This is a genomic window from Hyphomonas sp. BRH_c22 (assembly GCF_000961795.1).
Taxonomy (GTDB): domain Bacteria; phylum Pseudomonadota; class Alphaproteobacteria; order Caulobacterales; family Hyphomonadaceae; genus Hyphomonas.
Genome location: NZ_LADU01000101.1, coordinates 48,100 through 62,278, shown reverse-complemented (window position 1 = coordinate 62,278; position 14,179 = coordinate 48,100). Strand labels below are relative to the sequence as shown.

Genomic DNA, 14,179 nt, shown 5'->3' with positions numbered 1-14,179 from the left:
GGGGGGGGGGGGGGGGGGGGGGGGGGGGGAGGTTGAGAGGCCCGTCCTAACGACGCGGGGCTCGATCCGGTTGCGTAGGCAAAGCCGGTGAAACAGCTTTGCGTCGGCTCTGGGGGAATCGAGACCTGCTCTGCGGTTGCGCCTTTGGAAGAGTCGGAAACAACATCACAAAGTCTGCGGCAGATAGCATCTGAACGTTCCTATGCGTCGAGCGGCTGGGCGTAACGCCGCTTGCGCCTGGCGCGCCATTGACGACGAACCGTTCGTTTCGCACAGTCCTCATGCCCGGCAGGGGCTGTGTTCATGAGAACATGCTCTGTGGAGCCACCTTGCCCGATGGATCGGGAGGAAGGCGCTTTGCTTGTCATTTCAGTCTCCTTTTTACGAGCCATTCATTTGGCTCAACCTTCAAATACGACTTGAGAATAAATAGTTCAAATATTACTATTGAAGTGGATTCATAGGAAAAAGCTATATAATGCGACCCACACTCAGGCAGATGCAGTACCTTGTAGCAATAGCTGATACAGGAAAGTTTGGCGAAGCTGCGAAACTCACAAATGTCAGTCAACCCAGCATGTCGGCGCAGATTGCCGAGATGGAGGCGCAGCTCGGCGCGATCCTTGTCGAGCGCGGTCGCCAGCAGGCTTTCCTCACACCAATTGGTGCGGAAGTTGTCCGCCGGGCCCGCCTCCTTTTGAGAGATGCAGAAGACCTGAAGGCTGTTGTGCGGGCGGATGCTGACGACCTGACGGGCCGTATCCGACTAGGCGTCCTGCCGACGATCGGCGCCTATCTTCTCCCGTCGGTCACCCGCCACCTTCACTCAGAGCATCCTGATTTGCGCCTCATCGTGCGCGAAGAACGCACGATTGATCTTGAGCGCCACCTTCATGACGGACTTTTCGACACGGTTATCTCCACCCTGGAAGACCATACCGACGTGGACCATGAATTCCTGTTCCAGGAAGACCTTTGGATTTGCGCTGCGCCAGATGATCCCCTTGCGCAGAAGACAGGCGATATCCCGCTGGCTGAACTGCAAGGGCGCACACTTCTGACTCTGGGCTACGGGCACCGCCTCAATATGATAATCCAGTCACTGGCCGAGGCATCAGGCGCTCACGTGAATTCCGAATATGAAGGCACCAGCCTGGACGCGATCCGGCAAATGGCCGAGATGAGTGTCGGAATTGCTGTGCTTCCCAGCCTGTACGCTTTGACAGAGGCGCGACGGGATCCCGACCTTATCGTCAGGCGGATCAACGATCCTCGTGCAAGCCGCCAGATTTCCCTGATCTGGCGCTCGACCTCGCCTCTGGCGAGCCGATTGCGCTTGCTGGCAGCAGCACTCCGGGAGACAGCCGGTACAATTCTGCACAAGGTATCTTCGCGGCGCAGGCGCTAGCTATAAGGAGGCTTCAAAAGGACAGCCGAAACGAGGCATGATTATATGGAGATAAAAGTCGACTTGCGTGTTCAAGGTTGAAGGCCCCTCCTAAACTCCTCGAGCGTTCTATGCCTCGTCGTGCTTCTCGTCTCGCTCTGACGAACTAGCCTGACAAAGCAGCCCCTACGTCAATCTTGCAATTTACGACGCGAGGGCGGCTAATTGATCTCCAAGAGATGTTTGAAGAGCATCGACGCACGGTATTGGCTGTTGGCGGGAGAATGAATGGACCAGAAAACGCCCGGCAGAGAAGAAGCATTAAAGCTGGTGATGCCCGCCTACTGGCGCACACGCCTCCTTACCCCACGGATGATTCTTGCAATCGCAGCGCTCTTGCTTGCCATCGGGCTTGTGAGTGCCTGGTCCATTGACCGGTCCCGCTACGTCTCGACTTCCGACGCGCGTATTGCCGCTGACATCTTGTCCGTGTCTGCTGACGTTTCAGGCAACATCACGGCCTCATATGCTTCTTCCGGGGACCACGTTAAGCGTGGAGACATCCTGTACCAGATCGACGACCGTGAGGCTCGTCACCTGCTGACCGAATACCTTGCAGAAGAAAACGGCCTCGCGGCTCAGATCCAGCGTGAGCGCACAAGGCTTGGTCTTGTGGACTCAAGATCCGGCACCCAGATCGATGCGAGCAGAGCCGATGTGCAATCGGCACGCGCGGACGTAGAGGCGGCCAGGTCGGACCTGATGGCTGCGCAGCGGGACTATGATCGCGAGCTGAGGCTCAAGGAAGCCGGACTCGTCACACAGGACTCCTGGGACCAGGCCCAGAACAGGCTGCAAGCCGCACAGCAAACCCTGCGAGGCGCTGAAGCACGTCTGACCTCATCCTCAGCGAAGGAACGAGAAGCGGCTATTTCCAAGGATGATGCGTCGCTTGTCGTGCAGGATTTGAAGATACTGGAAGCTGCCCTGGAGCGCGCCAAGGCGCAGACAGAACGCCAGAAAGTCATCATTGAGAAACACCAGGTTCGCAGCCCGATTGATGGCGTTGTAGATGAGATGTTTTTTGATGCCGGTGAACGGACACTGGCCGGATTCCGCGTTGCCCTGCTGCATGATCCCGAAAAAGTCTGGGTTTCCGCAAACATCAAGGAAACGCAGATCCGCTATGTCAAAGTCGGGGCGTCCGCAAACGTAAAAGTTGACAGCGCTCCCGGCGCGGGTGTGACTGGGCGGGTTTCGGTGATACGTGATCTGACTGTATCCGAATCCTCCCTCATGCCCAATCCGAATGCGACGGGCGTCTTCACTAAGATCACGCAGCGCATTCCTGTGCGAATTGATCTTGATCCCGGCGATGCGCACCTGCGACCCGGATCAATGGTCCGCGTATCGATAGCGCGGCGCAAGGAGAAGACGTGACTGTGGCGCGAGCCGGCCCGCACGCGAACACTGAGCAATCTACCCTTCCCCATGCTCATGCACCCGACATTCCAGATGCCGCCGGCGCGGCTGTACGTGAGCGTTTTGGCACATTCGGATCTTCCTATCGCTGGCTCTTGCTGTTCAGCCTGCTCTGCGGATCACTATCGACCATGCTGGCGGCAACGACGATCAATGTTGCATTGCCTTCCATCATCGGCGCATTCGGTCTCGGCCAGGATAAAGCCCAGTGGATGTCCACCGCCTTTCTGGCCGCTTCGACGATTGCGATGCTCGCGAATGCCTGGGCGATGAGCGCTTTTGGCACGCGGGCCACCTACCTGGTCGGATTGACGCTGTTCATCAGCGGATCGGTTCTTGGGGCTGTCAGCTCCACGTTCGGATTTCTGGTCATCGCCCGCGCCTTGCAAGGCATCGCCGCTGGCCTGTTGCAACCCATGTCCATGTACCTGATCTTCCAGACATTCCAGGACAACAAGCGGGGTACCGCGATTGGAATTTTTTCAATCGGTGTCGTTCTCGCACCTGCCTTCGGACCCGCGCTGGGGGGATTTGCGGTAGATCTGTCAAGTTGGCGCCTTGTGTTCATTGCCACACTGCCCATTGCACTTTTCGCGTTGCCGCTCGCCGCCATGCTGATGCCAGGGCGCGACAGCGCACGAGGCACCAAAGCGCCACCACTTGATTGGCTGGGACTCACATTGATCGGCATAGCGGTTGTCGGTTTACTGTCGACCATTGCAAATGGCGATCGTGATGGCTGGTATTCAGACCGCGCACTCATCAGACTCGCCGTATCTATTGCGGCCGGAATCGCTTTTTTCTGGTGGGAACGACGACACCCATTCCCTGCCCTCGACTTGCACGTTTTCCAGCATTGGCAATTTGCCTCTGCAGGAATCATCATCGCGTTCACTGGCACCGCGATTTACGGCTCTACCTATCTCATTCCAATCTTTGTACAGATGGTTCAACACTATTCACCAACAGCAGCTGGCGTTATGATGATACCAGCCGGTCTGGCGATGGTGATCGGGTTTCCGATTGCCGGGCGGCTGAGTGACCGGTTTGACACGCGGCTGCTGCTTGCATTCGGGATTATCTGCTTTGGCGCGTCGATGTATTTGCTGGCCGGCATTGCAGCGGCTACATCATATTGGATGTTGATCGGGTGGATTATTCTCGGGCGCGTTGGCATCAGCTTCTGCATGCCGCCAGCAAATACGACGGCCATTCGCGGTGTTCCTTCGCACCTGCTCGCAAGTGCTGCAGGCGCGGCGTCTTTCTTGATGCAGGTGGGGGGTGCTTTTGGTGTAACCATGCTCGCCATTCTACTGCAGAGACGCATTTTCTTTCATGGTGAGCACCTCTCCTCGGCGATGACTGAAAGAAATCCCGAGCTGCTCCATCAGCATCAGCAAAACATGTGGACGGCGATGACGAATGGAGAGCCTTATCAACAGGCCTTCGTGAGCGGATTTCGCCCTATCGCCGATGCTGTCCGCCAAGAGGCACTGGTGCTCGCCTTTCGTGACAGTTTCCTTGTCTGCTCGCTAGGTTTTGCGATTGTGCTCATGTTTACCCTGCTGCTGCCCAAACCGGAGAACAAGGCGATGCAGCGATGAAGCGGCCCCGGATCGGCGCTCCCCTGAAGCGCCCGCCTTCAATGCGAGTGGCCGAAGGGCTTAAGGCTTGCCGCGTATCCGATCAGCTGTATGGGTATGTTGAACAAGAAATCACTGCGGAGATTTGAAAACCACAATGCATTATGCCGAACTGCAAAAAGCACGAGAAGAGTTGACCGGAATTGGTGGCCCTTTCGAGATTGTCGAGTCTGAGGTGCTTGGAAACCGGGCCCGCATCTACAAGAACGCACCGCTCAACGTACGTGAGGTCTGGTTGTCAACAATCCAGTTCGCCGAGCGTCCTTACCTGATCTATGGCGATGAAAGGCTGACGTACGCTGACGCCCACGAGCGGGTGAACGCTGTTGCCTCATGGCTGGCTGCCCAGGGCGTAAAACCCGGCGATCGCGTGGCAATCGCCATGCGTAACTATCCCGAATGGATGTTGATCTACTGGGCCTGCGTGTCTTCCGGCATCACAGTGGTTGGCATAAACGCCTGGTGGACCACCGAAGAAATGGCTTATGCCTTCTCCGATTCTGCACCTGCAGTCGTCTTTCTCGATTCCGAACGCCTTGCCCGCCTACAGGAACGCCCAGACTTAGCGGCGAACCTAAAGATTGTGGGTATACGTATTCCCGATGCACCCGAAAACGTCACACCCTGGTCGGAGGTGATCGCTCATGGCGGCAACATGCCGGACCTAGAGGTGGACCCAGACTCCGATGCCTGCATCTTCTACACGTCGGGCACGACGGGGCACCCCAAAGGCGCACAACTTACTCACCGGGGTTGCGTGTCCAATCTCTTCAACCTGATGTATGCGGCCGCCTCATCGGCGCTTGCCACCGAGCGGGCGACGGGTATCGCACCACCGGTGACGCCGCCGATCCCGACGACGCTGATTACGACACCGCTTTTCCACGTCACCGCCAATAATTGTGGTGCCTATGCGACGACCGCTGCCGGTGGGGCGCTTGTGCTGATGTATCGCTGGGATGCTGGTGAAGCGCTCCGCCTGGTCAGCAAGGAGCGCGTGACCTCGATGAGCGGCGTGCCCGTGATGGCACGCGAACTGATCAACCACCCCGACTTTGCCACCACCGACACCTCAAGCCTGGCCTCCTTGTCTGGTGGCGGTGCGCAGGTCCCTCCTGACCTTGTGCACAAGATCGAGTCCCAGGTGTCTACCGCGCGCCCCAGCACGGGCTATGGAATGACGGAAACCTGCGGGATAATCACCTCGATCGCCGCAGACTTCTTTGTGGACAAGCCCGATAGTGCCGGGCCAGCAATGCCCAACTTTGAGGCCAAGTGCGTGGATGATGACGGCCAGGCAGTGCAACCGGGTCAGGTTGGCGAGTTATGGGTCAGGGGATCGTCAGTCATCAAAGGCTACATCAATCGCCCCGAGGCGACCGCTGATTCAATCACGGACGGATGGCTGCATACCGGTGACATTGCCCGCATCGACGATGATGGATTTATCTTCATCGTCGATCGCAAGAAGGACATGGTCCTGCGCGGGGGAGAGAATATTTACTGTGCTGAGGTCGAAGCGGCAGTCTATCGCCATGAAGCCGTTGCTGAATGCTGCGCGTTTGGCGTGCCTGATGATCGGTTGGGGGAAGAAGTCGGCATTGCGCTGGTATTGAAACCTGGCGAGAGACTGACAGAAGACGCTTTGCGTGATCATTGCGCGGCGATCATGGCCAAGCACAAGGCCCCCCGCTACATCTGGTTTCTCGAAGAAGCCCTGCCGCGCAATGCCAGCGGCAAATTCCTCAAGCGCGAATTGCGTGATCGCCTCAGCGCAAGCGTAATCCCTGCCTGAACTGGAACCGACCTCACACCTGCGCAAATGGAAGCGGTGAATAACTGATGAAACATCAATCTGCGGAGCAAGCCGCTACAAGACGCCAAGCCTTTCATGTTCAGTAGCAGCTTTCTCCTGTTCAAGCTCTTCGGGATCGAGATAAGAATCAATCCAGGCTGGGCCGTGATTGCCGCACTGATCGCATGGTCACTCGCGCAGGGTACATTTCCGGAGCTGTATGCCGGCCTGGAGACGCAGTCTTACTGGGCAATGGCCCTTGCCGCAGTCGTCGGTCTAGGCATTTCCATTGTTATCCACGAGCTTGCCCATTCACTTGTTGGGGCAAGATTTGGCACCCCTGTTTCCAGCATCACCCTGTTCATGTTCGGCGGCGTGGCGGCGCTTGAACAGGAACCCAAGGCCCCGATACCTGAGCTGCTGATGGCGCTGGCCGGACCGGCCATGAGCCTTGTCCTGTCGGGGCTGTTCTTCAGCGCAAGTATCGCTGTGGGAGGGATAGACCAGCTTCCCGTTCTCGCGGGCGTGTTGCACTATCTCGCACTGCTCAACCTGGTACTGGCCATATTCAACCTTGTCCCAGCCTTTCCTATGGATGGCGGCAGGGCGCTGCGCGCAACGATATGGGCAGCGACCGGAGATATCAGGATGGCAACGATGCGTGCCTCGCAAGTGGGCAAGTATATCGGGACAGGCTTTATGCTGGCTGGCCTGCTCGGCGTCCTGACCGGGAACCTGCTGGCGGGGATATGGTGGGTGCTGATCGGAGGCTTCATCCGGGCTTCTGCGATCGGAGCCTTCTTGAATACGAGGATCGAAACCGTTCTGGACGGATTGCCTGTTGCCCGGTTTATGACGCCAGCGCCGGATACGGTTTCATCAGACGTCACCCTTGCAGATTTCGTAGAAAATCATCTCTACAAGTTCGGACACGACATGTTTCCCGTCCTGACGGCCGGCAAACCTGTAGGCACGATCGGCCTCGGTGAGGTCAGGATGGTCCCGCGGGATGCCTGGCCGCAGACCCTGACCGGTAACGTCATGACACCGCTCACGCCCGTCAAAACCATTTCAGCGGATGAGCCAGCCATGAATGCACTGATACAAATGCAGAAAAATGGCCTGAACCGACTCCTGGTCATTGACCATGAGACGCTCCTTGGTGTCATCGTCCTGAAGGACCTGATGGACCTGCTATCCATGAAACTCGCGCTCGAACCAGCAAGCGGAGGGGCCTGACCGGTTGCGTATATGCCGCGAGCCAGGCTGGCGCGTGACGCGGCTTCAGTGCGAAAGCAGAAGCGGAACCTTAGATGTCCGAAGCAAGCTGCGGGTGACACCTGGCACGATGGCCTGCTGAAGACGCGCATGCCGGTATCCGCCGAGGACGATGAGATTGGCGTCATATGACACCGTCAGGTCCAGAAGCACGTCCGCGACGGAGCGACCGATACTATCCTCATTGCGCACTTCGATATCGTATCCGTGCCTGGAAAAATGGGCACCGATATCCCATCCCGCCCCTTGCCCATAGCCTGTTTCGCTGGGGTTCGCATCGACCGTCGCGATACACACTTTCGCATCGTCCGACAGAACCAGCATACTGTCATGCAGCGCCCGAGCAGCCTCGCGGCTGGCATCCCAGGCAACCACCGCACGATCGCCGATAGTCCGGCCGTTCCAGCCCACCGGCAGGACCAGAACCGGACGGCCACTTCCCATCAAGACGCCCTCCACCATATCGGCATGAGGCTGGGCGTCCGATTCATCGGGGGCGCGCACGATCACGAGGTCGGCATAACGCGCATTCATTGCGGAAGTCGCTTCCACGCGGTTGGGGAAGGTCTCCAGGTGTCGCATTTCCACTGCCGGCTCCTTGCCAGCCAGCCCCTCCTCGAACGCGTCCCACGCGGCTTTCATCATGTTCCGCGTTTCCTGCAGTATCGATGCGTAAACCTCGCCGGCGCCGCCGATGCCATAGCCTGTAAACATGGGCGGCAGGATCGTGAAGGCAGCGCAACTCAGGTGCGCATTGTGTGTCATGGCAAAGTCACACGCGAATTCGAACGCTTGCATGTCCTCTTGGGGCGACGCCATGCACACACTAATGTCCCTGATTTTCATAATTGCCTCGTGCTTTCGATAACATCCGATAGCATGCAAGTGCGCACCGGTATTTGATAACGCCTCAATAAATTGTCCGCATCGCGAATATACTTGCCGACATCTTTTATGCAACTCAGGCCGTCAAACCCAGGACCAGCAGCAGCAGGGTTGCGAGGGCTCCGCCATATGGCACCCAAGGGGGAACGATGAACGTGCCTTCCGGTGCCGGATCTTTGCGGCGCTTGATCCGTGCGAGGGCCAGGCAGACAAGAACGAAGATCACCAGTGTTATCATGGACGTCCATTCGGCCAGCGCTGTGATCGTGAACCCCAGAGCCAAGGTCAACGCGATGAGTGTGGCGAGTACCGTGGCCACGACCGGCGTCTGCGTGCGCGCATTCACGCGCGCCAAAAAGGCTGGCAACGCTCCCTCGTTTGCAAGTCCGTAAATAACCCGCCCCGCCATTATGATCTGGACGATAATGCCGTTCACTGTCGCAAGAATGGCGATCAGGGTGATACCGACCGGAGACAGCCCGGTGGTGCGATCGAATACAATGGCGAGCGGCGCTCGGCTGCTCGAGAGCTCGTCAACTGAAACCGTCGCAAGCGCCGCCAGGACGACGAACGTGTAAAGTACGAGCGTCAGTCCCAGAGTTACGAAAATCCCCAGAGCGAGCGTCTTCTGCGGATTCACGGTCTCCTCGGCAATCGAGTCGATGTCCTCAAAGCCGATAAAAGCAAAGAAAGACAGCAGGCCCGAAGCAAATATGCCCGACCAGAGCACCGGAGAAAATGAGGTCGGCACGGCTTTCACAGCCTGCCCCCCCAGATCAGCGCCCGACCAGATCGCACCGATGACAAGCAATACGAGCCCGCCAATCTCCACCAGTGTCAGGACGCCTGCGAACAGGATCGACTCGCGAATGCCGAAACATGCAACAATGCCACTCATAACGATGACGCCGGCGAGAACCAAGATGTAGGGAAGGTCGACGAGTTCCACGATGTATCCCGAGGCCCCGTGCGCAATTGCCGACGACGAGACGATACCGACAGCAGAAACACCCAGACCCACGACGAGGAAGAGGGTGGAGGACCTGAACCCGGCCCTGACGAAATGGGCCTCGGCTGCGGCAAAGGGCATCCGCCCCGTCAACTCCGCAAAACACGCCGCAGGCAAGAGCATTACGAGGCTGGCGATCAGAAATGAAATCGGGGCATGATTGCCTGACAGCGCAATGACATCTCCGACCAGAACATAAATTCCCGCACCAACGGTTACGCCGAGCCCGTACAAAATGATGTAGGGTAGCGTCAGCGCGCGCTTTAGGCGTGGTTGGCTGGTTTCTGGCTCTTGATCAGGCATTATCGGTCCTGCATTTGGGTGGCGGGCGGTAGCGTCACCTTCAAGGGTTCACTGGAATTGAGAATGTTGCCTGGCTGCCTTGCGCCTCCATCCCGCCTTCTGGCGGTCAGGGCACCAGCAGCGCGGCTATCCGCGGTTTATCCACCACATATTCCGTCATGCTGCCGAATACGAGCCGATGCGCACGTGAATGCAATCCGGCACCCAAGACGACAAGATCGCAGTTCTGCTCCAGCGCCGCATCAATGATGGCCGGACCGGGGCGCTGGCCTGCGTCTTTTATGCGAGCGCTACGCGCGTCCAGTCCATGCCATGCCAGATAGGCAACCATGTCCGCAGGATCGACATCAGCTTTCCCGAGCTCATCGCAAGTAAACACTGTGATCTCGCGTGCCAAGCGGAGGAATGGCAGCGCGGCAGCCGCTGCCCGCGCCGACGCAGCAGAGCCGTCCCAAGCGACCGCCACGTTCTCTCCGATCACGCCAGCGCTATTTTTCGGCACGACCAGAAGCGGCTTGCCCGCATCGCAAAGTATATGTTCGACAAGCGGCGAGAAGGGCACAAGCCAGTCCGTATCTGCAGCCGACGTGACGATCAGGTCAGAAAGACGACAGATGGGGCCGAGCATCGTGACAACTTCGCCAACCTGCTCGGAAAAGTTTGCTGTGAATCCCGGAGTTGGACTTTCTGTCTGCAACGGTTGCGGATCCTGAGAACTTACAATGGCATTGTACTGGGCCACAGCATGCTTTCGGCGCTGCTCGCTGACCTCATCGATCCAGTCCAGAAGCTCGCCAGCACCGCCGCGAGGCCACCAGATCGGCCAATTTCGTGATGATGACGATGGTCGATCAATAAGCGATACGACTTTGACATGGGCCCCGAACCGGCGCGCAAGATCGAAACCGGCGGCCAGCGCGAACCGCTCAACTTCGAGCGGATTTTCCAAATCGTGTTGCCCGATCAGCGGCACCAGTATCGTTTTCATCCCGTTCTCCCAAATGTTCAGCTTCTAGAATAGCAGACCACAACTATTGTTCTCGATCCATGTAACGCCCTTGGGCCATCCAAATTAGTTTCAATGGGCAGGCCCCCCTCATATCACGGAAGATAGCAGGTCGTGATCGCGAATTCAGGTTCCTGCGCCGATTAGTCCGGGTCATTCGGGTGGGATTTGGGAATCAATGAGTAGAATCGGAACGCGCAAGCGCAGGGTATTTCGCGACACGCTAGCAGGATCATCCAATTGGTCGTCCCGCGTCTTGACGATCAATGTCGGCGGGCACGATCGACGGGCTAACCAAGCCGGGTCAAGCGCATCCAGGCGGCTGGTGCCGCAGCGTTCCACAGGTTCACTGACAGCATATCCCATCTGTTCCGCCAGGTGAATTGCCGGGTCGTCGTCCCCCCTCGCCAATACCAGTATGCCATTTGATTCTGGAAGTCGGTAAGGTGGTGCAAACAGGGTTGGGGCCTGCGCCAGCAAAGCTGCGTGACGCAATTTGGTAAACGGGTGGGACTGACGCACAAGCGGGTCAGCAGGCTGCATCAGGATCAGCAGTCCCTCACGGGGTGCGGCCCTCACGTAAGCAAGCGCCTGCCCCGCTTCGAGCACGGATATGTCCACCTCAATTCCCAGAGATCTGGCCACCGCCAGATACCGCTTGACCCGCTGCGCAGACGTTCTGATTGTAATTGGAGAATCATCAAGAGGCCGCTGGTCGCGCCATTTTCCCGTCGTGACATCCAGTATTTGGCCGAACGTCCTCTGTGCGGACACGAGCAAGTCTTCACTCGTGACAAGGATGGCGTTGCAAGTCGAGCCGAGGCGTTTCGCCATCACGAGCGCCGTGGTTTCGCTTGCCGCATCATCTATCGCCGCAATGCTGACAACCGTACAGTTTGAAAACTGAGCCTGCATCGCGTTCACCGGGTCTCTCTGGTGGCAGACGACCGGCTCGGCGGCGTACGAGGTGGCTTGCTGGGTGGTTCTTCCGGAGGAGTGCCCAGTGGATCCGATGGCGGGACGGTTTTAGGAACCGGACCGGCGGGGAATTTTTCGCTGATGCCGCCCGACTCTGAAATGGCTTGAGCAAATGCCGATAGCGAGGCGTCAACCTTTTCATGGAAAATGTCAGGAGACACACCTGTCAGTAACGCGATTGCCTCATCGACAGTGTGAACGGCATAGACGTTGAAGCGACCTGCCCGGCACGCTTGGACAATCTCTTCGTTCAACATCAAGTGCTGAACATTGCTCCAGGGGATGATCACGCCCTGCTCACCCGTCAGGCCGCGTGCATTACAAATGTCGAAAAAGCCTTCGATCTTCTCATTGACGCCTCCAATCGCCTGGACCTGCCCTCTCTGGTTGACCGAACCCGTCACGCCGAGCGACTGCGCCAGCGGCACGTCTGCAATTGCAGAAAGGAGTGCACACAGTTCGCCCAGAGACGCGCTGTCGCCCTCGACTCCCCCATAAGATTGTTCGAACACCAAGCTCGCCTGCAGCGACATTGCTTTGTCGACCGCGTAGCGTCCGACCATATAGCCCGTCAGGATCATCACGCCCTTGGAATGGATTGGTCCGCCGAGACTGGCTTCCCGCTCAATGTCAATGACCTGGCCGCTGCCGGGTCGCGCTCGCGCTGTAACGCGGGTGGGCTTGCCAAAGATGAAACCCCCGACCTGGAATACGCTGAGGCAGTTGATCTGTCCTGCCGTCACGCCGTCAGTGTCGATCAATGCAATATCGCGTAATATGCCTTCTTGCATTCGGTCACTGATCCTGCTCGAGCGACGGCGTCTTGAAGCGATTGATTCTGCCACATCGGCGAGCGTGATAGACGCCCTGTTGGCCACACCGGCGCGGTGCGATGCCTCGATCATCAGATCCCGGATATCACTTGACACGAGTGACAGCCTGTCTGCATCACCGGAGGAACGCGCTGTTTCCTCGACGAGACGTTCCAGCGCGGAATTATCGGGTGGCAATAGCCCTTCCCGGATCGCATGAGCAGACAGTTTTGCTGCGAAAGCTGCCTCGGAGCTTTCGGAACGTTGTGCGTCTGTTTCGAAGTCAGCCAGCAATTTGAAGTGAACGGAAAAATCGGGGTCGTAGGTCACCAGCACATGGTGCATCCACGCATCACCCACAAGAATTACACGTAGATCGATCGGTATCGGTTCCGGATCCAGCGTGATTGTTGTCGTGAGATTCAGGACTTCGCTGACGCTCTCGATCTCAACCTCCGATTGCCTGAGGCACCGCTTGAGCGCATCCCAGGCCAGCGGTTCGCGGAAAAGGCTATGGCCATCAATGATCAGATACCCGCCATTTGCCATGTGAAGGGCACCGGGTTTGATCAGCATGAAGCTTGTTGTAAGTACACCGGCCTCGGCCCTGTGTTCGACCCGGCCAACGAGATTGGCGAGTGTTGGATGGACCTCCTCGACCACTGGAACGCCACTGCGCTCGTCGTCATGAGTGACGAATACGTTGACGCCATAGCGCTCAAGGGGGCCGAGCAAGCCGTTGGAAATGGCCGGTCCCACGCCAGCGTCGCGGGATTGCGCGGCGAAGGTTGAGAAAAGAACTATGTTTTCCACAAGGTCACGATGCATCGCGTCCAGATGCTCTATGGCTGCTGGGAATTCCTGCAACAAGGCCCTGGTCTCCTCGATGGATTCCGCAATCGCTACCTCGGCGGTATCGCGCTCAAGGGTCCTGAGGTTTTGACGCGTTTCGCGCTCCCATTTTGGCAAGTCCCGGAGCGAGTCGGCCAACAAGTCCTGCACCTCCTTCAGTTGACTCTGGCGTCGCTTTTGCTCGTCTTTCGAAAGCGCATTGAATGATTTCGGGTCAAGGACTTCACCGTTCTCGAGGGGGGCCAGTGAAAATCCCATGGGCGTCTGGATGATGGCCACATCGCGATTGCGTCCTTCCTCACCAAGCTTTTCAAACGCGTCCTCCTTGCGGTTCACGAACGCCTCTTGCAGCGCCTCTTTCCGAGCCTGAAATTCCGGCTTCTCGAACGCGGCGGGCACCGCGGCAATCAGGTCCAAAACGAGATCGCGCATGACATCCCGGAACTTTGTCGCGGCACCCGACGGCAGACGAAGGGCCCGGGGTTTGTGAGGTGTGTCAAAATTGAAGACGTAGGCCCAGTCATCCGGCCGCTCACGATCTGCGGTGGCTCTCTCTAGCAACCGCTTCGTGGCGGCTGACGCATCGGCCCTCGGAGGCGCAGCCACGAATAGATTGAACCCCTTTGCTGACATTGCAGCGGCAAGCTCGATAGCCTCGCGCGAACGTTCCTGGCCAAAGAAACCATCAAATTCTTCTGGTAAGGACTGCGTCGATTTGATCTTTGCGAGATGGGTACGCCTGCGAAGGC

General features: G+C 57.8%; 10 protein-coding genes and 1 pseudogene. 5 read left to right on the top strand and 6 right to left on the bottom strand.

Annotated features, from left to right (window positions below; translation table 11 throughout):
- The first annotated feature begins 478 nt into the window (after positions 1-478).
- The 5 genes from VR74_RS14310 to VR74_RS14290 all read left to right on the top strand — a co-directional run bounded on the left by VR74_RS14310 (position 479) and on the right by VR74_RS14290 (position 7,546).
- Positions 479-1,408, top strand: a complete 930-nt coding sequence (locus tag VR74_RS14310; protein ID WP_299950672.1) for a hydrogen peroxide-inducible genes activator — start codon at positions 479-481, stop codon at positions 1,406-1,408.
- Positions 1,409-1,675: 267 nt separating this feature from the next.
- Positions 1,676-2,827, top strand: coding sequence for an HlyD family secretion protein (locus tag VR74_RS14305; RefSeq protein ID WP_045697940.1), 1,152 nt, complete (start codon positions 1,676-1,678; stop codon positions 2,825-2,827).
- A complete protein-coding gene (locus VR74_RS14300; protein WP_299950669.1) occupies positions 2,824-4,473 on the top strand; it encodes a DHA2 family efflux MFS transporter permease subunit in 1,650 nt (549 codons plus the stop codon). The genes VR74_RS14305 and VR74_RS14300 overlap by 4 nt, the downstream gene beginning before the upstream one ends.
- Before the next feature lie 136 nt (positions 4,474-4,609).
- Positions 4,610-6,307, top strand: a complete 1,698-nt coding sequence (locus VR74_RS14295) for a class I adenylate-forming enzyme family protein (protein WP_045697938.1) — start codon at positions 4,610-4,612, stop codon at positions 6,305-6,307.
- A 96-nt stretch (positions 6,308-6,403) separates the two neighbouring features.
- On the top strand, positions 6,404-7,546 hold the full coding sequence (locus tag VR74_RS14290; protein WP_045697936.1) for a site-2 protease family protein: 1,143 nt from the start codon (positions 6,404-6,406) through the stop codon (positions 7,544-7,546).
- A 45-nt stretch (positions 7,547-7,591) separates the two neighbouring features.
- On the opposite strand, the gene VR74_RS14285 is transcribed toward VR74_RS14290, so the two are convergent.
- From VR74_RS14285 to VR74_RS21585, 6 genes and pseudogenes are all read right to left on the bottom strand, one after another.
- Positions 7,592-8,350, bottom strand: coding sequence for a universal stress protein (locus VR74_RS14285; protein ID WP_299950667.1), 759 nt, complete (start codon positions 8,348-8,350; stop codon positions 7,592-7,594).
- A gap of 196 nt (positions 8,351-8,546) precedes the next feature.
- Positions 8,547-9,782, bottom strand: a complete 1,236-nt coding sequence (locus VR74_RS14280) for an amino acid permease (RefSeq protein WP_045697934.1) — start codon at positions 9,780-9,782, stop codon at positions 8,547-8,549.
- A gap of 106 nt (positions 9,783-9,888) precedes the next feature.
- Positions 9,889-10,755: a universal stress protein gene (locus tag VR74_RS14275; protein ID WP_299950665.1), complete on the bottom strand. Its 867-nt coding sequence runs from the start codon at positions 10,753-10,755 to the stop codon at positions 9,889-9,891.
- A 186-nt stretch (positions 10,756-10,941) separates the two neighbouring features.
- Entirely contained in the window at positions 10,942-11,712 is a 771-nt protein-coding gene (locus VR74_RS14270; RefSeq protein WP_299950663.1) for a hypothetical protein, read from the bottom strand.
- Complete coding sequence (locus VR74_RS14265; protein WP_366462641.1) at positions 11,709-13,862, bottom strand: ATP-binding protein; 2,154 nt, start codon at positions 13,860-13,862, stop codon at positions 11,709-11,711. The genes VR74_RS14270 and VR74_RS14265 overlap by 4 nt, the downstream gene beginning before the upstream one ends.
- A pseudogene (locus tag VR74_RS21585) lies at positions 13,863-14,063 on the bottom strand (Lon-like protease helical domain-containing protein); the annotation flags it as partial.
- Positions 14,064-14,179: the final 116 nt, after the last annotated feature.

What these genes read in the sequence shown, in the direction of transcription:
- VR74_RS14295 (WP_045697938.1), top strand. Translation starts at nt 4,610, where the DNA reads ATGCATTATGCCGAACTGCAAAAAGCACGAGAAGAGTTGACCGGAATT.
- VR74_RS14310 (WP_299950672.1), top strand. Translation starts at nt 479, where the DNA reads ATGCGACCCACACTCAGGCAGATGCAGTACCTTGTAGCAATAGCTGAT.
- VR74_RS14285 (WP_299950667.1), bottom strand. Translation starts at nt 8,350, where the DNA reads ATGACACACAATGCGCACCTGAGTTGCGCTGCCTTCACGATCCTGCCG.
- VR74_RS14265 (WP_366462641.1), bottom strand. Translation starts at nt 13,862, where the DNA reads ATGCGCGATCTCGTTTTGGACCTGATTGCCGCGGTGCCCGCCGCGTTC.
- VR74_RS14290 (WP_045697936.1), top strand. Translation starts at nt 6,404, where the DNA reads ATGTTCAGTAGCAGCTTTCTCCTGTTCAAGCTCTTCGGGATCGAGATA.
- VR74_RS14280 (WP_045697934.1), bottom strand. Translation starts at nt 9,782, where the DNA reads ATGCCTGATCAAGAGCCAGAAACCAGCCAACCACGCCTAAAGCGCGCG.
- VR74_RS14305 (WP_045697940.1), top strand. Translation starts at nt 1,676, where the DNA reads ATGGACCAGAAAACGCCCGGCAGAGAAGAAGCATTAAAGCTGGTGATG.